The organism is Bradyrhizobium sp. McL0616 (genome assembly GCF_049993385.1).
Taxonomy (GTDB): domain Bacteria; phylum Pseudomonadota; class Alphaproteobacteria; order Rhizobiales; family Xanthobacteraceae; genus Bradyrhizobium.
Map to the genome: position 1 here is coordinate 7,871,359 of NZ_CP188255.1, position 17,566 is coordinate 7,888,924.

Genomic DNA, 17,566 nt, shown 5'->3' on the forward strand with positions numbered 1-17,566 from the left:
AGGGGCTCCCTGATGGCGCCCCTTCAATCGGGTGGCGTTATGGATTTAGATCAGTTGACCCTGAGCCAGGCTGCAGCGGATCTTCGCGCCGGAAAAGTCACGAGCGCGGCGCTCACCACGGAAGCGCTCGCCCGCGCCAAGTCCAACGCTGATCTCAACGCCTTCGTCACCCTCGATGAAGCCGGCGCTTTGAAGGCCGCGGCCGCATTCGATGCAAAGGGCGACAAAGACAAGCAGCTCGGCGGCGTTCCCATCGTGATCAAGGACAATATCGAAGTCGCGGGACTGCCCTGTAGTGCCGGCACGCCTGCGCTGAAGGACTACGTTCCGAAAGCCGATGCGCCGGTTGTTGCAAAGCTGCGCGCCGCAGGCGCGATCATCATCGGCAAGACCAGCATGCACGAACTCGCCTTCGGCATCTCCGGCTACAACACCGCATTCAAGACCGGCCCCGAATTCGGCGTGCGCAACGCCTATGACCGCGCCCTGATCGCCGGCGGCTCCTCCTCAGGAACGGGAGCCGCGATCGGCGCGCGGATCGTCGCGGGCGGGCTCGGCACCGACACCGGCGGATCGGTCCGGGTGCCCGCCGCACTGAACGGATGCTCCTCGCTACGTCCGACCCTCGGACGCTATCGGCAAGCGGGCATCGCGCCGATCTCGCACACCCGCGACACTGCGGGCCCGATGGCCGCGACCATGGCCGATGTCGCACTGCTGGATCGCGTCATCACGGGCGACGCCGTTGCGCCAGTCGATCTGAAGCAGGTGCGGATCGGCATCGCGAAGACGATGCTGACCAATCTCGATGCCGACACCGAGGTCGCTTTCCATGCCGCAGTTGCGCAGATGAAGGCTCAAGGCATCATTGTGGTCGAGATCGAGATGCAGCAGCTGGCCGAGCTCAACGGCCAGGTCAGCTTTCCCGTCGCGCTGTACGAGGCCTATGACGATCTGGTCGCGTATCTCAAGCCCACCGGCACTGGCCTCAGCATCGAGGTGCTGGCGAAGGACATCTCCAGTGCCGATGTGAAGGGCACCTATGATGGCTTGGTCATTCCGCGCAAATTGCCGGGCCCCGATAACTCGCTCTTCGACGCCAAGCCGATCTATGACGCCGCGATCAACACCGCGCGGCCGGCGCTTCAGGCGCTCTACAGCAACACGTTTGCCGGAAACAAGCTCGACGCCATCGCCTTCCCGACCACGCCGCGCGTCGCGATTGCTTCGACTCCGGATTCCAGCAGCCTCGAAAATTTCGGACTGTTCATCCAGAACACTGACCCCGGCAGCAATGCCGGTATTCCCGGCATCCAGATTCCGATTGCGCTCGGCGCCACCAGCAGATTGCCGATCGGCCTCGAACTGGACGGCCCGGCCGGAAGCGATCGCCGGCTGCTTGGGATCGGCATGGCGCTTGACGCCGTGTTCGGGCGGCTGCCGCCACCGCTCCGTCGATCATGAATACGGATTGATCAGCTTCTGCTGCTCGGCGCTGTGGGCCACGAGCATGTCGATGAAGGTTCTGACCTTCGCGGACAGATGATGACGATGCGGATAGATCGCGTTCATGGACATCTCGACCGGCCGATATTCCGGCAGCAGGCGCACTAGCCGGCCGGCTTCAAGGTCGTCCTGCACCAGGAACCCGGCCATCAGGCAGACCCCGGTACCCTCCAGCGCCATGTTCCGCAACGCTTCTCCGCTGTTGGTGACGAGCCTGCCGGAAATGCGCACTGATGCCGGTGCGCCCTTGCGATCGAGGAAGCGCCACTCATCGCCGAAGGGATAGCTCAGGTGGCGCCCGCAATTGTGCCCGGTGAGCTCGGCGAGTTGCTGCACCCGGCCGTGCCTTTCGAGATAGTCATGCGAGCAGCACAGCACGTGCCGCCAGGTGGCGAGGCGGCGGACGATCAGGCTCGAATCCGGTGGCGCAATCATGCGCAAAGCGATGTCGTATCCCTCCTCGATCAGATCGACATCGGCCTCGCCCATGCGCAGGTCGACCTTGACCTCAGGATATGTGGACAGGAATTTAGCCACGACAGAGGCGACCAGCGGCACCATGTGGGTGGCGGCGTGGATCCGTAGCGTGCCCCTCGGCGCCGACTGCAACTCGCCCGCGATGTCGTCGGCCTGTTCGAGGTCGGCGAGGATCTGCGTCGAGCGGTCGTAATAGGTCTGACCGATTTCGGTGAGGCTCACCTTTCGCGTCGTGCGGTTGAGCAGCCGGACGCCGAGCCGGTCCTCCAGCGCCTGGACATGATTGCTCACCATGGTCGTCGACATGTTGAGCCGGCGTGCGGCAGCGGAAAAACCGCCGTTGTCGACCACTTGGACGAAGGCCGTGAGGCTGGTGAAGCGATCCATGGGCGCCCCGGATTATGCAGTAATGGTGGACAATGATTTTACTTTTTGGCGGATTATCACAAGGGCCGGGACAGCGCATCTTCCGCGCGTCAACAGCGCGCCCCTTCGGACCGGGACGTCTGGAATCCGGAGGATGCCATGTCGAACGCCACTTATGTCACTGAAACAAATGCGAAAATCGGCCTCAAGCCATCCCGGCAGGCAATCAAGCGGGCGGCCGTTGCTTTGGCACTTGCCCTGGGCATCGCCGCCGCCAGCGACTTTGGCTATAATTATCTGACCACCGGCCGCTACCTGGAATCGACCGACGACGCCTACGTGAAGGCTGATTCCACGATCATCGCGCCGAAGGTTTCAGGCTACATCGCCCAGGTGCTGGTCGGCGACAACGAGAAGGTCAGGGCCGGCCAGATTCTGGCGAAGATCGACGACCGCGACTTCAAGGCGGCACTGAGCCAGGCCCGCGCTGATGTGGCAGCGGCCGAAGCCTCGGTGCGTAACCTCGATGCCCAGCTCGAGCTACAGCAGCCGATCATCGAGCAGAGCACGGCCGACGTGACGGCAGCAGACGCCAATCTGAAATTCGCCCAGGAAGAGCGCGCCCGCTACGACGACCTCATGAAGTCGGGCTCCGGCACGATCCAGCGCGCACAGCAGACCGATGCGGCGCTACGCGCCAGCGACGCACAATTGCAGCACGCCAAATCGGGCCTCGTGGCCGCACAGCGCAAGGTCGACGTGCTCACCACTCAGCGCGCCCAGGCCACAGCCCAGCTCGAACATGCCCGCGCGGTCGCGGATCAGGCCGAGCTGAACCTGTCCTATACCGAGATCACCGCGCCGGTCGACGGCACGGTCGGTGCCCGTAGCTTGCGCGTCGGACAGTTCGTGCAGGCCGGCACGCAATTGATGGCGGTGGTGCCGCTCGACGCGGTCTATGTGGTCGCGAATTTCAAGGAGACGCAGCTCACCAACGTGCGCGCCGGTCAGCCGGTCGAGCTGATCGTCGACAGCTTTCGCAAGCAGACGCTCCACGGCCATGTCGACAGCCTGTCGCCGGCGAGCGGGCTCGAATTCGCACTGCTGCCGCCGGACAACGCCACCGGCAATTTCACCAAGATCGTGCAGCGCGTCCCCGTCAAGATCGTCCTCGACGATTACAGCCTGACCGGCCTGCTGCGCCCCGGCATGTCGGCGGTGCCGACCGTCGACACCAAGGCCACCGTGCTCGCCGAGCGCGAGATCGCCAAGCGCGTCGCCGACAACGCGACGCGGCCGAACGGCGGCTGACGCCGAGAGGTTCCCGGCGGGATTATCAAGTCCTGCCGGATGATCCTTCCGAAACTCACACGATTATCGAAACCATCCGCCTAATGCATCCTGTCTCCGCAACCGAGACGAGGCTTCCATGACCACGCTCCAACCGGCCCTCAACGCCGCCGCTAGCATCCCCGCCCCGGCCGCGGCTCCCGCCGCTCCGACCGTTTCAGCCAAGACCTGGATCGCCGTGATCGGCGCCACGCTCGGCGCCTTCATGGCGGTGCTGAACATCCAGATCGTCAACGCCTCGCTCGCCGACATCCAGGGTGCAATCGGCGCCGGCATCGATGACGGCGGCTGGATCTCGACCTCGTATCTGATTGCCGAGATCGTGGTGATCCCGCTATCCGGCTGGCTCGCGCAGGTGTTCTCGATCCGGATTTATCTGCTCACCAACGCGATCCTGTTCCTGGTCCTGTCAGCGGCCTGCGCACTTGCGCAGGACCTGCCGCAGATGATCGTACTGCGCGCCGTGCAGGGCTTTACCGGCGGCGTGCTGATCCCGATGGCCTTCACGCTGATCATCACGCTGCTGCCGCGTGCAAAACAGCCGGTCGGCCTCGCGCTGTTCGCGCTGTCGGCGACGTTTGCGCCGGCGATCGGCCCGACCATCGGCGGCTATCTCACCGAGAATTTTGGCTGGCAGTACATCTTCTACGTCAACGTCGTGCCCGGCGCGATCATGGTCGGAATGCTCTGGTACGCGCTCGACGCCAAGCCGATGAAGCTGTCGCTGCTCGCGGAGGGTGACTGGGCCGGCATCATCACCATGGCGATCGGTCTCGCCGCGCTTCAGACCGTGCTGGAAGAAGGCAACAAGGACGACTGGTTCGGGTCGCCCTTCATCGTCAAGCTGTCCGTCATCGCGGCAGTCGCATTGGCCGCCTTCCTGATCATCGAGCTCACTGTGAAGAAGCCGCTACTGAACCTGCGCCTGCTGGTCCGCCGTAATTTCGGTTTCGGCATGCTCGCGAACTTCCTGCTCGGCGTCGCGTTGTACGGTTCGGTGTTCATCCTGCCGCAATATCTGTCGCGGATTCAGGGCTACAATTCCGAGCAGATCGGCATGGTGCTGGCATGGACAGGATTGCCGCAGCTCGTGCTGATCCCGCTGGTTCCGCGGCTGATGCAGCGCTTCGATGCACGGATCATCATCGGCACCGGTTTCGTCCTGTTCGCGGCCTCCAACTTCATGAACATCTATATGACGAACGACTATGGCTCGGACCAGTTGCTGTGGCCCAACATCGTCCGTGCGATCGGCCAAGCGCTAGTGCTGGCACCGCTGTCGGCGGTCGCAACCGCCGGCATCGAGCCGGAGAATGCGGGCTCGGCCTCCGGCCTGTTCAACATGATGCGCAATCTCGGCGGCGCCGTCGGCATCGCGCTGCTCCAGACCGTGCTGACCAAGCGCGAGCAGTATCACTCCAACGTGCTGACACAGTCCGTGTCGGTGTTCGAGCAGGCCACCCGCACGCGGCTGGAACAGCTCACGCAGTATTTCATCAACCACGGTGTCCTCGACCGTACTGATGCCGCGCATCGCGCCTATGTCGCGATCGGCCATGTCGTGCAGAAGCAGGCCTATATCCTCGCTTTCAGCGACACCTTCTATCTGCTCGGCATGGCGCTGATCGTCGCCTTGATCGCCGTCCTGTTCCTGAAGAAAGCCGGCCAAGCTTCGGCCGGCGGCGCCCACTGACCACGGCCCGAAGAATCAACCTAAGACTAGGAGAACGACCATGAAGCCTCGCATGAATTTCTATCAGGCCGCACCCGACACCATTAAAGCACTGACCGCGCTGGAGACGCATATCCAGTCGACGGGTCTCGAGAAATCGCTGATCGAACTCGTCAAGATCCGGGCCTCCGAGATCAACGGCTGCGCCTTCTGCATCAACATGCACACCGAGGACGCCCGCAAGCGCGGCGAGACCGAGCAGCGCATTTATCTGCTCAACGCCTGGCGCGAATCCCCGCTCTACACCGACCGCGAGCGCGCCGCGCTGGCCTGGACCGAGTCGGTGACGTTGATCTCCGAGACGCGCGCGCCCGATGATGTCTACGAAGCGGTCCGCGCGCAGTTCTCCCAGGAGGAGACGGTCAACCTGACCATGCTGATTGCGACCATCAATGCCTGGAACAGGCTCGCGATCGCGTTCCGCGCTGTGCATCCGGTGAAGGTGAAAGCGTCGGTGGCGTGAGGGGCGGTGTTTCGCTGTCATGCCTCCGCGAAAGCGGGCATCCAGTACGCCGCGGCATCTCGGTTCCATCACTGACGTCACGGAGTACCGGATCGCCCGGTCGAGCCGGGCGATGACGGCGGCGTGTGTGGTCTAAACCGCCGTCGCCTTGGCAAACTCCACGTAGATCTCGCGCAGCCGCGTCGCCATCGGGCCGGGCTTGCCGTCGCCGACCTTCTTGCCGTCGATGGCGACCACCGGCTGGACGAACAGCGAGGCCGAGGTGGCGAAAGCTTCCTTGGCGGCGAGCGCCTCGGCAACCGTGAAGGAGCGTTCCTCGACGCGGAGCTGGCGCTCTTCGGCGAGCGCGACCACGGCCTTGCGGGTGCAGCCCGGCAGGATCGCGTTGGAATTTTTCCGCGTCACGATGACGTCGTCCTTGGTCAGGATGAACGCGGACGACGAGCCGCCTTCGGTGACGTAGCCGTCTTCCAGCATCCAGGCCTCGCCGGCGCCGGCTTCCGCAGCAGCCTGCTTCGCCAGCACCTGCGCGAGCAGCGCCACGCTCTTGATGTCACGTCGCTCCCAACGGATGTCAGGCACCGTGATGACGTTGATGCCGGTCTTGGCCGAGGCCGCGCCGATGATGTCTTTCTCGGAGGTGAACATCACCAGGCTCGACTTGACGTCGCCCTTGGGGAAGGCGAAGTCGCGGCCCTTGTCGGCGCCGCGCGTGACCTGGAGATAGACCAGGCCGCTCTCGACCTTGTTGCGTGCGATCAGCTCCTTCTGGATCTCGGTGATGCGCTCGACCGTCTCCGGCAGTTTCAGCTTGATCTCGCCGACCGAACGCTCCAGCCGCGCCAGATGCGAGGCGTTGTCGACCAGCTTGCCGTCAAGCACGGCCGAGACCTCGTAGATGCCGTCGGCGAACAGGAAGCCGCGGTCGAGAACCGAGACCTTGGCATCCGAGAGCGGGACGAATGAGCCGTTGACGTAGGCGATCGAGTCCAATGCAGGTCTCCTGGCGGGAATAGGATTTGCCTGTCCGTATACGGGATTTAGTGAGCCCGATAAACCCCACTTCGCGTCATTCCGGGGCGCGACGCAGTCGCGAGCCCAGGGATGACGAGGGGAGTTAGTGCGACAAAATCTTCGACAAGAACTTCTGCGCGCGGTCGCTGCGGGGCTTGCCGAAGAAGTCGTCCTTCGGCGCATCCTCGACGATCTCGCCGCGGTCCATGAAGATCACGCGATTTGCGACCTTGCGGGCGAAGCCCATCTCATGGGTGACGACCATCATGGTCATGCCCTCATGGGCGAGGTCGACCATGACGTCGAGCACCTCGCTGACCATTTCCGGGTCAAGCGCCGAGGTCGGCTCGTCGAACAGCATGACAATCGGGTCCATGGCGAGCGCGCGCGCAATCGCCACACGCTGCTGCTGACCACCGGACAGCTGCGCGGGAAACTTCTGCGCCTGTTCCTTCAGGCCGACGCGATCCAGCAGCGCCATGCCCTTCGCCACGGCCTTGTCGGACGACCGTCCCAGCACCTTCTGCTGGGCGAGGCAGAGATTGTCGATGATCTTGAGATGCGGAAACAGCTCGAAGTGCTGGAACACCATGCCGACGCGCGAGCGCAGTTTCGGCAGATTGGTCTTGGGGTCGTTGACCTTGGTGCCGTCGACCGAGATATCGCCTTTCTGGAACGGCTCCAGCGCGTTTACGCATTTGATCAGCGTCGATTTTCCCGATCCCGAGGGACCGCAGACGACGACGACCTCGCCCTTGGTGACGCTGGTGGTGCAGTCGGTCAGCACCTGGAAAGTCGTGCTGTACCATTTGTCGACGTGGCTGATTTCAATCATGACCGGCTTGCTCTAGCGGATGATGGCGATGCGCGCCTGGAGACGGCGGACGCCAAAGGACGCGATACAGGAAATGGTGAAGTAGACGACGGCAGCGAACAGATACATTTCGACCAGGCGGCCGTCGCGCTGCGCGATCTTGCTGGCTGCGCCGAGGAAATCCGTGATCGAGAGCACGTAGACCAGCGAGGTGTCCTGGAACAGCACGATGGTTTGCGTGATCAGCACCGGCAGCATGTTGCGGAACGCCTGCGGCAGCACGACGTAGCGCATGGTCTGGGCGTAGGTCAGGCCGAGAGCGTTGGCCGCGGCCGGCTGACCGCGCGAGATCGACTGGATGCCGGCCCGCATGATCTCGGAGAAATATGCCGCCTCGAACATGATGAAGGTGATGAGCGAGGATGCGAACGCGCCGACGCTGATCGGGCGTGAGGCGCCGGTCAACCACTGCCCGATATAGGGCACCAGGAAGTAAAACCAGAAGATCACCAACACCAGCGGCAGCGAGCGCATGAAGTCGACATAGAGGCCGGCGATGCGCCCGAGGGTCTTGTAGCCGGACAGTCGCATCAGCGCGATCGCGGTACCGAAGATGAGGCCGCCGAGGGCCGCGAGCGCGGTCAGCGTCAGCGTGAACGTCATGCCCTCGGAGAACAGATAGGGTAGCGAGCGGCGGATGACGTCGAAATCGAGATTAGAGAACATTGCGCTATTTCCCCGTGATGTAGCCGGGGATCGCGACGTAGCGCTCGAGGAAGCGCATCGCGGTCACGACAACGGCGTTGACGAGGAGATAGAGCAGGGTCGCGGCAGTGAAGGCCTCGAACACCTGGAACGAGAATTCCTGCATCGAGCGCGCCTGTCCGGTCAGCTCGAGCAGGCCGATGGTGATGGCCACAGCTGTGTTCTTGATGGTGTTGAGAAACTCGGACGTCAGAGGCGGCAGGATGATACGAAACGCCATCGGCAGCAGCACATAGCGATAGCCCTGCACAGTTGTCAGGCCCAATGCGGTCGCCGCCATCTTCTGCCCGCGTGGCAGCGAGCCGATGCCGGCCTGCAATTGCACGGCGACGCGCGCCGACATGAAGAAGCCGATGCCGATCGCCGCCGTCCAGAACGGTGCGTTCGGCAGTTGCTTCAGCCAGGTGCCCGCCGACTTCGGCAGCAACTCCGGCAGCACAAAAAACCACAGGAACAGCTGCACCAGCAGCGGCATGTTGCGAAAGAACTCGACCCAGCAAAAGCCGAACCAAGAGGCGCCCCTGGACGGCAGCGTGCGCATGACGCCGACGAGCGAGCCGAAGATCAGAGCGATGATCCAGGCGAGCACACCCGTCTTGAGGGTCAGCACCAGTCCCGACAACAGCATGTCGAGATAGGTGCCGGTCCCCATCGGGTTCGGCTCGAAGAAAATTCCCCAGTTCCAGTGATAGTTCACGTGCCCCCCGCGCGAACGCGCCAATCACAGATGTCTTGAGATAGGTCTTGTTGAGATAGGTCTTGGGTGCCTATGCAAATGTCCGGCCACTCTCCTCCGGAATTCCCTCTCCCCGCTTGCGGGGAGAGGGTTAGGGTGAGGGGGACTCTCCGCGAGGGAGATGAAAGTCGGACTCGCGGAGAGTCCCCCTCACCCGGAATTCAAGCTCCGCTTGAATTCCGGCCTCTCCCCGCAAGCGGGGAGAGGCAAAGAGCATCCTTACTTATAGTCGTCCGGATTCGGCGAGTCCGAGGGCTTTGCGAACTCGTTCTTCAGTTCGGCCGAGATCGGGGTGTTGAGGTTGAGGCCCTTCGGCGGGATCTTGGCCGTGAACCACTTCTCGTAGATCTTCTGGCCCTCGCCGGAGGTGTAGAGCGCAGCGGTCGCCGCATCGACCACCTTCTTGAAGGGCGCGTCGTCCTTGCGCAGCATGATGCCGTATGGCTCGGGCTTGGAGAACGCATCCTTGGAGATGACGTAGTCATCCGGCGTCTTCGAGCCGGCAACCAGGCTCGCGAGCAGGATGTCGTCCATGACGAACGCCACCGCGCGGTCGGTCTCGACCATCAGGAAGGATTCGGCGTGGTCCTTAGCCGGAATGATGTTGGCGCCGAGGCTCTTCGCGACGTTAGCTTCCGTGAGCTGCTTGATGTTGGTGGTGCCGGCGGTGGAGACCACCGTCTTGCCCTTGAGATCGTCGATCGACTTGAGGCCGCTCGATTTCTTGAAGACATAGCGGCTGGCGGTCAGGAAGTGGGTATTGGTGAAAGCGACCTGCTTCTGGCGCTCGGCATTGTTAGTGGTCGAACCGCATTCGAGGTCGATCGTGCCGTTCGCCATCAGCGGGATGCGGGTCGCCGACGTCACCGGGTTGAGCTTGACCTCGAGCTTGTCGAGCTTGAGCTCCTTCTTCACGGCGTCGACGATCTTGTAGCAGATGTCCATCGCGAACCCGACGGGCTTCTGGTTGTCGTCGAGATAGGAGAACGGGATCGAGGAATCGCGGAAGCCGAGCGTGATCGCCCCGGTGTCCTTGATGTTCTTCAGCGTGCCAGTGAGCTCTTCGGCCCCAGCCTGGCTCACGGCGAAGGTCGCGACGAGCGCGAGGCCGATGTGACGGAAATGTTTCACTTTTTCTCCCCTTTCAGGATGATGCGGCCGGATGCAAGCACAAATCAGGCCGGAATAGAATGTGACTTTCGAATGGATCGCGTCTCAGGTTAATGGCCGCGGCAATTCGCCAAGATCCCAGAACAGGCCGGCCATCACCGTCAAGGCCTCTTCGGTCAATGGCAGCAGGATGTGCTCATTGGGCGCATGCTGGGAGCAGCCGGGATAGGAGTGCGGCACCCAGATCGTCGGCAGGCCCAACATCTCGGAAAACACGTCGTTGGGCAGCGAGCCGCCGAAGTTCGGCAAAACGGCCGGCGCCTTGCCGGTGGTCTCCTGCACCGAAGCCGCCGCCCATTTGATCCAGGGGCTGTCGAAATCGGTGCGCGAGGCGGCAAAGCTCTGTGCGGCCCGCACCTCGACCATCGGAAAACCCTTTGCGACCAGATGCGCCCGGACGGCGTCGATCAGGCCCTCGACCTTGGTGCCGACCACAAAACGCAGTTGCAGCACCGCATTGGCGTGGCCGGGAATGGCATTGGCCGGCTTCTCGATATTGCCTGATGACATCGCCAGGACTTCGAGCGTGTTCCAGGCATAGAGCCGTTCGGCCGCCGACAATCCGTCCTCACCCCAGTTGTCCGCGAGCGCCGGCTCGTCCTCGGTAGGCACCACCTGCACGTCGGCAAGATAGCTCTTGATCTGGTTGGTGAGCCGCGGCGGCTTCAGGGCGTCGAGCTGGAGGCGGCCGTGACCGTCGACCAGCGTTGAGATCGCATTGACCAGAATGGTCGCGGGATTGGCGAGCACGCCGCCCCAATTGCCGGAATGGTGGCCGCCATCGCGCAAATTCACATCGAGATGGATGCGGATGCCGCCACGGCAGCCGAGGAACAGCGTGGGACGGTCGGCCGACAGACGCGGCCCGTCGGAGGCCATGAACAAATCGGCCTTGAGCGCGTCGCGATTGAGATCGCAGACCTTGCCGAGATCGGGCGAGCCGATCTCCTCGCCCATCTCGACGATGAATTTGGCATTGAAGCCGAGCTTGCCGCCGCGGGCCTCACGTACCGCGCGAAGGGCGGCCATGTTGATGCTGTGCTGGCCCTTGTTGTCGGCAGTGCCGCGGCCGTAGAGGCGATTGCCTGATGCCGTCGCGCGCCAGGGATCGCGGCCGTCGCGCCATTCGCCTTCCATGCCGTCGACGACGTCGCCGTGGCCGTAGATCAGCACGGTCGGCGCAGATGCGCTCTCATGATGCTCGGCGAACAGGAACGGCGACTTGCCGCTCGGGGATTCGACCAGGCGGCTGGTAAAATCGAGCGCGGCGAATGCGGGCACCATCTCCTGTTCCAGATAGCCGCGCAGCTCGGCGCCGCGCGACGGATTCTGGCTTTCGGTCCGGTAGGCGACGCGACGGTCGAGCTCGGCGAGGAACACGCCGGATTTGAAATCGTCACGGGCGCGGGCGATGGCGTCGGCTCTGGTCATGGCTAGCTTTTTCAAGGTCTCGAGGCGGGCGAGCGTGGCGGGCTACACTGGCGCTCGAAAGTGGCGGGGACTTGGACAGTTCTTTAGATCGTTCTTGGGATTTCGTTCTTGCTCTCTTGAGATTAGCTTGCCAAGGGCTGGAGCCTGCCGATTTTGGCCTTGCCAAGGGCCGGTTATATGCAAGAACTTCGCCAAATTGGGGCGCACATCTATCATTCGAAGAGCGCTCAGTACAGGGCGCCGGGGGACCAGCATGGCCAAGCAGATCAGGCTCAACGCATTTGCGATGAATTGCGTCGCGCATCAATCACCGGGCCTGTGGACCCATCCGCGCGACCGCACCGCCGAATATAACCGCCTGCCCTACTGGATCGATCTCGCCAGGACGCTGGAACGCGGCCGCTTCGACGGTCTGTTCCTAGCCGACGTGCTTGGCGTCTACGACGTCTATGGCAACAGCCCTGACGCAGCCTTGCGCAATGCAGCACAGACGCCATCGAACGAGCCGCTGCTGCTGCTCTCCGCCATGGCCGCGGTGACCAAGAATCTGGGCTTCGGCGTCACCAGCAATTTGTCCTTCGAGCCGCCCTACCCGTTCGCACGGCGGATGTCGACGCTCGATCACCTCACCGAGGGGCGGATCGGCTGGAACGTCGTCACCGGGTATCTCGACAGCGCTGCGCGCGGCGCCGGCAAGGAGAAGCAGACCGGGCATGACGATCGCTACGACATCGCCGACGAATATATGGAGGTGGTCTACAAGCTCTGGGAAGGGAGCTGGGAGGACGGCGCGGTGGTCCGCGACCGCAAGCGCGGCATCTTCACCGATCCCACAAAAGTGCATCGCGTCAACCATGAGGGCGCGAACTACCGCATCAACAACACCATTCACCTGAGCGAGCCGTCGCCGCAGCGCACGCCCGTGCTATACCAGGCCGGCACCTCGCCGCGCGGCCGGCAGTTCGCGGCGAAGCATGCCGAATGCGTGTTCATGTCGGGACCATCGGCCAAGATCATTGCGCCGCGGGTCTCCGCGATCCGCCAGGAGGCCGCTGCAGTTGGACGCAACCCCGCCGAGATCCTCATGTTCAACATGATGACGATCATCCTCGGCAACACGGAAGCCGAAGCGGCGGCGAAATATGCCGATTATCGGTCACACATCAGTCCGGAAGGCGCCCTGGCGCTGATGTCGGGATGGACCGGCATCGACTTCTCCGGCTACGAGCTCGACCAGCAGGTCCGTCACGTCCAGAACGATGCCGGCCGCAGCGCGCTCGACAACGTTACCCGCGGCGACCCCGACCGCGTCTGGACCGTGCGCGACGTCATCGAGCATGTCGGCGTCGGCGGTGCGGGGCCGGTCGTGGTGGGCACGCCGGAGAGCGTCGCTGACAAGATCGAGGATTGGTTCGAGAAGACCGACGTCGACGGCCTCAACGTCGCGTTTGCGATCTCGCCCGGTGATTTCGAGGACATCGCCGACATGCTGGTGCCGGAACTCACGAAGCGCGGGCGCTACAAGCCGGAATACGCCAAGGGCACGCTGCGGGAGAAGTTGTTCGGCGCGGGTCGCGCAAGGCTCGATGCGCCGCATCCGGCGGCGGGGTATCGGGTGGGGAAGTAAGGGATAGAGTTCGCTCCCTCCTCGTTATTGCGAGCGAAGCGAAGCAGTCCAGAATCTTTCTGCTGCGGCAGTCTGGATTGCTTCGTCGCAAGTGCTCCTCGCAATGACGGCGGTGTAGGCGGCGCCCTCTACACCTTCCCGTCCACCATTACTTCGATCAGCTTCGTTCCTGGCCGGCTGAACGCCGACGACAGCGTCGCCTTCAGCTCGCGGGGATCGCTGACCTTGATCGCCTCGCAGCCCAGCGCCTTCGCGATCCCGGCGAAATCGACCGGCGGATCGACAAAATCCATGCCGACATAATTGTCGTCGCCATGAAACGCGAGCAGGCGCTGCTTGATGATGCGATAGCCGCCATTGTTGGCGATGACGACGTTGAGCGGCAGCTTGTGATGCGCGGCGGTCCACAGCGACTGGATCGAATACATCGCGCTGCCGTCGCCGGAGAAGCACACCACTGGCCGATCGGGATTGGCAATGCTGGCGCCGACGGAGGCCGGCAGGCCCCAGCCGATGCCGCCCGACGCGAGGCCATGATAGCCGAAGCGGTCGCGGTGCGCGCGGAGCGCCGTGATCTGGCGGCTGGAGGTGAGGCCTTCATCGACCAGGATCGCATGGTCGGGCATGGCCTCGACCATTTGCAGCACCAGCCAGTCCGGATCGATGGGGTTGCGATCCGCGGCTTTGCGGATCTGCTCGGCAAGCGCCACGCGCCGGGCGGTCCAGTTCTTCGGCGCGAGCTCGGCGAGACGTTGCTTCGCGCGGTGCGCCAATGCGGCACCGCCCATCTCCTTCAGCACCGGGATCAGCGCGCGTAGCGTCTCCTTCACATCCGCCTTCAGCGCGATCTCGGCGCCATAGTTCTTGGCGATCTCCCAATCGATCAGGCCGACCTGCACGATGCCGAGGCCATCCGGCAACGCGTCAACTTCGCTATAGACCGACATCCGCAGCGGATCGCCGCCAAGCGCGACCAGGAGATCGTACGGCGCGAGCGTATCGCGCGCGACCTTCTGCACTCGCGCCAGCGTGCCGACAAAGCTCGGGCTCTCCGAGAGAAAGTGCGAGCCGTAGGGCGTAGAGGACTGATAGGCGGCCGCGCCCAATAGCTCGGCAAGTTCGGCGGCTTCCTTCAGCGCGTCGCTCTTGACGACCTCGTCCATGGTGACGATCACCGGGCGCTCTGCCTTCAGCAGCCGCGTGGCAAATGCCTTCAACGCCTCGTCCGACGGCTTTGTGCGGGCATCGATGCGGGTGGAGCGGCCGAGATCGATGCCAGCCTCGCTGTTCAGGATATCGCCGGGCAGCGAGATGAACACCGGCCCGGTCGGCGGCGTCATCGCGACCTTGGCGGCGCGGCGCACGATGCGCGGCAGATCTTCGAGCCGCGTCACCTCGACCGCCCATTTCACCAGCGGCTCGGCCATCCGCACCAGCGGGCCGTATAGCACCGGCTCCATCAGGCCGTGGCCCTGCTCCTGCTGACCTGCGGTCAAAATCATCGGCGTGCCCGTAAACTGGGCGTTGTAGAGCGAGCCCATCGCGTTGCCGAGGCCGGGCGCAACATGGACGTTGCAGGCGACGAGTTTTCCAGAGGCGCGGCTGTAGCCATCGGCGATCGCGACCACCAGGCTCTCCTGCATCGCCATCACATAGGTGAGGTCGGGATGATCCTTCAGCGCATGCATGATCGGCAGCTCGGTGGTGCCGGGATTGCCGAACAGGTGCGTGATGCCCTCATCCTTGAGCAGCGCGAGAAAGGCGGAGCGGCCGGTGATCTTGTTCTTCATGTGTCCTCCAGGTCCCGCGGGCGTTGCCGCAAGGCGAGGCTCATGATGGCCGAAGTCGGAGCATGCGCGCAAGGAAGCGCCGTCATGGCAGACTTGCACCGGCGCGCGCAAGCTGGGAACATCCTCAGGCGTAAGCCTGCACGGGGGACGCGATCGCCTATGACGAGAACACCGCGGCGCGGGTGCGCAAATTACTGGCGGGTCAGCGATACGTCGCGGAAAAGAAGATGATGGGCGGCCTCTGCTTCATGGTGAACAACGCCATGTGCTGCTCCGTGAGCGGACGCGGTGGCATGCTGATCCGCGTCGGCCCAGATGCGCATGCACGCATGCTGCAAGAGCCGCACACGAGCCCGATGGAAATGCGTGGGCGCATCATGACCGGCTTTGTGCGCGTAGCGCCGGACGGCTATCAGATCGATACCGAGCTGAAAAAATGGGTCAAGCGCGGGCTCGACTTCGTGGCGGCGAATACCGCGGGACGCAAAGCGGCGCCGCGGAAGGCTGCTTCGGCGAAGACCAAGGTCGCCGCCAAGGCTAAAGCACCTCCTCACGGCCGAGCTCGAAAGGGTCTTCGCCGCTAGCGCGCTTCTTCTTTTTCGAGCGCTGCCAGACCACGCCCGGAAAGCCCTTCAGCGGCACCAGCGGCTCGCCGGTGTAGGCCCATTCCTGAAGCTCTTCGATGGCGATGTGATAGAGCGGCTGGCGGCCGGTGCGCTCGTTGAACAGCGCGCGGGGGATGTTGAGCATGTGCGGACCGCGCGGGCGCTCATAGGCGATCGGCGTGCCGCAATGGGCGCAGAAGCTGCGCGCGGTCTTAGTCGCCTTGTCCTCGTAACGGGTGAGCGCGGTTTTCCCCGCGGTGATGCGAAAGCGCTTCTTCCAGCTTCCGACATAGGTCGCGTAGGCCGCGCCGTGCGCACGGCGGCTGGCGGCCGAATGATCATGCCAGGCCCAGCGCGCCGGAATGTCGATCTCGAAGGTGACCTTGCCGCAGAGACATTGGCCGGTGGCGATACCTGCGGTAGCTGCGGCTTTGGCCATGGTGCCTCCCCATCGTCATTGCGAGCGCAGCGAATCAAGATCGTCATTCCGGGGGCGGCGAAGTCGCGAGCCCGGAATGACAGACGCGAACGCCTACGCCGTCGCCAGCTCGTCATACCCCGGATAATCCGTATACCCCTTCTCCTCGCCGCCATAGAATGTCGCGCGGTTATACGGCGTGATCGGATAGTCGCGCTCCAGGCGCCGCGGCAGATCCGGGTTGGAGATGAAGATGCGGCCGAAGGCGATGATGTCGGCATGTCCATCAGCGATCGCCGCATTCGCGGTCTCGCCGACAAAGCCGCCGGCGGTCATCAGCACACCGCTGTAGAGCGGACGGAATAGCACCATTGCTGACGGCACGTTCTGCCAGTTGACATCGGCGCGGCCGGCACCGCTGGAGCGCGGTTCGATGAAATGCAGGTACGCAAGACCGAGCTTGTCGAGCGCCTCCACCACGTGCGTATAGAGCGGCATCGGATCGGGCTCGCCGGAATCATTGGCGATGCCGTGCGGCGAGAGCCGCACCGCGACGCGGCCCGCGCCCCAGACCTCGATCGCGGCTTGCGTGACGTCCAGCAGCAGCCGCGCACGGTTCTCGATCGAACCGCCATATTGATCGGTGCGCTGGTTGCTGCGTGACTGCAAGAATTGCTCGAGCAGATAACCGTTGGCGCCGTGGATCTCGACACCATCGAAGCCGGCGGCGAGCGCGTTCTTCGCACCCTGCCGGAACGCCTCGACGATGCCCTTGACCTCCTCGGTCTCCAGCGCGCGCGGCGTCTCGTAGTCGCCGATCTTGCCGTCGGCGGTCATCGCCTTCATGCCTTCGGCCTTGATCGCAATCGCCGAGGCCGAAACCGGCAGCGCGCCGCCGTGGTACGAGGAATGCGAGACGCGGCCGACATGCCAGAGCTGGAGGAAGATGACGCCGCCCTTGGCATGCACGGCGTCGACCACCTTGCGCCAGCCGGCGATCTGCGCCTCCGAATAAATGCCGGGCGTAGCCGGGTTGCCGCGGCCGTGGGAGAGCACCGGCGAGGCCTCGGCGATGAGCAGGCCGCCCGGCGTCGCGCGCTGGCCGTAATATTCGGCGTTGAGGGGACGCGGCGCAAAGCTCTCGCGCTCGGCCCGCATCCGGGTGAGCGGCGCCATCGCGACGCGATGCGCGAGCCTGTACGGACCGACTTGCAACGGTTTGAACAACGCCTCGAATTTCATGCTGGCCCCAGATGGCTATGGAAGGATGCGGATCATATAGCGAGGGGCGGCCACCGGAAA

General features: G+C 63.7%; 16 protein-coding genes. 6 read left to right on the forward strand and 10 right to left on the reverse strand.

Translation table 11 applies throughout. The features are described 5' to 3' along the window. The first annotated feature begins 39 nt into the window (after window positions 1-39). A complete protein-coding gene (iaaH, locus tag ACPPVR_RS38005; RefSeq protein ID WP_426611605.1) occupies window positions 40-1,464 on the forward strand; it encodes an indoleacetamide hydrolase in 1,425 nt (474 codons plus the stop codon). On the opposite strand, the gene ACPPVR_RS38010 is transcribed toward iaaH, so the two are convergent. Then, window positions 1,459-2,370 carry a LysR family transcriptional regulator gene (locus tag ACPPVR_RS38010; RefSeq protein ID WP_426611606.1) on the reverse strand — a complete coding sequence of 304 codons (912 nt, stop codon included), beginning with the start codon at window positions 2,368-2,370 and terminating at the stop codon, window positions 1,459-1,461. The genes iaaH and ACPPVR_RS38010 overlap by 6 nt on opposite strands. Window positions 2,371-2,508: 138 nt before the next feature. Between ACPPVR_RS38010 and ACPPVR_RS38015 the strand changes: the two genes are divergently transcribed. The 3 genes from ACPPVR_RS38015 (at window position 2,509) to ACPPVR_RS38025 (ending at window position 5,894) form a co-directional block, all read left to right on the forward strand. Continuing rightward, on the forward strand, window positions 2,509-3,660 hold the full coding sequence (locus ACPPVR_RS38015; RefSeq protein WP_426611607.1) for an HlyD family secretion protein: 1,152 nt from the start codon (window positions 2,509-2,511) through the stop codon (window positions 3,658-3,660). A gap of 118 nt (window positions 3,661-3,778) precedes the next feature. Then, entirely contained in the window at window positions 3,779-5,392 is a 1,614-nt protein-coding gene (locus ACPPVR_RS38020; protein ID WP_426611608.1) for an MDR family MFS transporter, read from the forward strand. Between the two features lie 40 nt (window positions 5,393-5,432). Then, entirely contained in the window at window positions 5,433-5,894 is a 462-nt protein-coding gene (locus ACPPVR_RS38025; protein ID WP_426611609.1) for a carboxymuconolactone decarboxylase family protein, read from the forward strand. A 132-nt stretch (window positions 5,895-6,026) separates the two neighbouring features. On the opposite strand, the gene ACPPVR_RS38030 is transcribed toward ACPPVR_RS38025, so the two are convergent. The 6 genes from ACPPVR_RS38030 to ACPPVR_RS38055 all read right to left on the reverse strand — a co-directional run bounded on the left by ACPPVR_RS38030 (window position 6,027) and on the right by ACPPVR_RS38055 (window position 11,824). After that, window positions 6,027-6,887: a D-amino-acid transaminase gene (locus ACPPVR_RS38030; RefSeq protein ID WP_426611610.1), complete on the reverse strand. Its 861-nt coding sequence runs from the start codon at window positions 6,885-6,887 to the stop codon at window positions 6,027-6,029. 124 nt (window positions 6,888-7,011) lie between these two features. Beyond that, window positions 7,012-7,743 carry an amino acid ABC transporter ATP-binding protein gene (locus ACPPVR_RS38035; RefSeq protein ID WP_426611611.1) on the reverse strand — a complete coding sequence of 244 codons (732 nt, stop codon included), beginning with the start codon at window positions 7,741-7,743 and terminating at the stop codon, window positions 7,012-7,014. 12 nt (window positions 7,744-7,755) lie between these two features. Further along, window positions 7,756-8,448, reverse strand: coding sequence for an amino acid ABC transporter permease (locus ACPPVR_RS38040; RefSeq protein ID WP_426611612.1), 693 nt, complete (start codon window positions 8,446-8,448; stop codon window positions 7,756-7,758). Between the two features lie 4 nt (window positions 8,449-8,452). After that, window positions 8,453-9,184 carry an amino acid ABC transporter permease gene (locus ACPPVR_RS38045; RefSeq protein WP_426611613.1) on the reverse strand — a complete coding sequence of 244 codons (732 nt, stop codon included), beginning with the start codon at window positions 9,182-9,184 and terminating at the stop codon, window positions 8,453-8,455. A 258-nt stretch (window positions 9,185-9,442) separates the two neighbouring features. Further along, complete coding sequence (locus ACPPVR_RS38050; protein ID WP_426611614.1) at window positions 9,443-10,354, reverse strand: amino acid ABC transporter substrate-binding protein; 912 nt, start codon at window positions 10,352-10,354, stop codon at window positions 9,443-9,445. Between the two features lie 84 nt (window positions 10,355-10,438). Then, a complete protein-coding gene (locus ACPPVR_RS38055) occupies window positions 10,439-11,824 on the reverse strand; it encodes a M20 family metallopeptidase (RefSeq protein WP_426611615.1) in 1,386 nt (461 codons plus the stop codon). A 253-nt stretch (window positions 11,825-12,077) separates the two neighbouring features. Here ACPPVR_RS38055 and ACPPVR_RS38060 point away from each other — a divergent pair, with 253 nt between their 5' ends. Beyond that, window positions 12,078-13,451 carry an LLM class flavin-dependent oxidoreductase gene (locus tag ACPPVR_RS38060; protein WP_426611616.1) on the forward strand — a complete coding sequence of 458 codons (1,374 nt, stop codon included), beginning with the start codon at window positions 12,078-12,080 and terminating at the stop codon, window positions 13,449-13,451. Window positions 13,452-13,579: 128 nt separating this feature from the next. Here the strand turns inward: ACPPVR_RS38060 and ACPPVR_RS38065 are convergent, their stop codons facing one another. Next, window positions 13,580-15,241, reverse strand: coding sequence for a thiamine pyrophosphate-binding protein (locus tag ACPPVR_RS38065; RefSeq protein ID WP_426611617.1), 1,662 nt, complete (start codon window positions 15,239-15,241; stop codon window positions 13,580-13,582). Between the two features lie 248 nt (window positions 15,242-15,489). Between ACPPVR_RS38065 and ACPPVR_RS38070 the strand changes: the two genes are divergently transcribed. Next, window positions 15,490-15,825: a TfoX/Sxy family protein gene (locus tag ACPPVR_RS38070; protein WP_426616268.1), complete on the forward strand. Its 336-nt coding sequence runs from the start codon at window positions 15,490-15,492 to the stop codon at window positions 15,823-15,825. On the opposite strand, the gene ACPPVR_RS38075 is transcribed toward ACPPVR_RS38070, so the two are convergent. Further along, window positions 15,779-16,285, reverse strand: a complete 507-nt coding sequence (locus ACPPVR_RS38075) for a GFA family protein (protein ID WP_426611618.1) — start codon at window positions 16,283-16,285, stop codon at window positions 15,779-15,781. The two genes, ACPPVR_RS38070 and ACPPVR_RS38075, sit on opposite strands and share 47 nt — an antisense overlap. A gap of 93 nt (window positions 16,286-16,378) precedes the next feature. Continuing rightward, entirely contained in the window at window positions 16,379-17,506 is a 1,128-nt protein-coding gene (locus tag ACPPVR_RS38080) for an alkene reductase (RefSeq protein WP_426611619.1), read from the reverse strand. Between the last annotated feature and the right edge of the window lie 60 nt (window positions 17,507-17,566).

What these genes read in the sequence shown, in the direction of transcription:
- ACPPVR_RS38065 (WP_426611617.1), bottom strand. Translation starts at nt 15,241, where the DNA reads ATGAAGAACAAGATCACCGGCCGCTCCGCCTTTCTCGCGCTGCTCAAG.
- ACPPVR_RS38015 (WP_426611607.1), top strand. Translation starts at nt 2,509, where the DNA reads ATGTCGAACGCCACTTATGTCACTGAAACAAATGCGAAAATCGGCCTC.
- ACPPVR_RS38010 (WP_426611606.1), bottom strand. Translation starts at nt 2,370, where the DNA reads ATGGATCGCTTCACCAGCCTCACGGCCTTCGTCCAAGTGGTCGACAAC.
- ACPPVR_RS38060 (WP_426611616.1), top strand. Translation starts at nt 12,078, where the DNA reads ATGGCCAAGCAGATCAGGCTCAACGCATTTGCGATGAATTGCGTCGCG.
- ACPPVR_RS38025 (WP_426611609.1), top strand. Translation starts at nt 5,433, where the DNA reads ATGAAGCCTCGCATGAATTTCTATCAGGCCGCACCCGACACCATTAAA.
- ACPPVR_RS38080 (WP_426611619.1), bottom strand. Translation starts at nt 17,506, where the DNA reads ATGAAATTCGAGGCGTTGTTCAAACCGTTGCAAGTCGGTCCGTACAGG.
- ACPPVR_RS38075 (WP_426611618.1), bottom strand. Translation starts at nt 16,285, where the DNA reads ATGGCCAAAGCCGCAGCTACCGCAGGTATCGCCACCGGCCAATGTCTC.
- ACPPVR_RS38070 (WP_426616268.1), top strand. Translation starts at nt 15,490, where the DNA reads ATGGTGAACAACGCCATGTGCTGCTCCGTGAGCGGACGCGGTGGCATG.
- ACPPVR_RS38055 (WP_426611615.1), bottom strand. Translation starts at nt 11,824, where the DNA reads ATGACCAGAGCCGACGCCATCGCCCGCGCCCGTGACGATTTCAAATCC.
- iaaH (WP_426611605.1), top strand. Translation starts at nt 40, where the DNA reads ATGGATTTAGATCAGTTGACCCTGAGCCAGGCTGCAGCGGATCTTCGC.
- ACPPVR_RS38040 (WP_426611612.1), bottom strand. Translation starts at nt 8,448, where the DNA reads ATGTTCTCTAATCTCGATTTCGACGTCATCCGCCGCTCGCTACCCTAT.
- ACPPVR_RS38035 (WP_426611611.1), bottom strand. Translation starts at nt 7,743, where the DNA reads ATGATTGAAATCAGCCACGTCGACAAATGGTACAGCACGACTTTCCAG.
- ACPPVR_RS38020 (WP_426611608.1), top strand. Translation starts at nt 3,779, where the DNA reads ATGACCACGCTCCAACCGGCCCTCAACGCCGCCGCTAGCATCCCCGCC.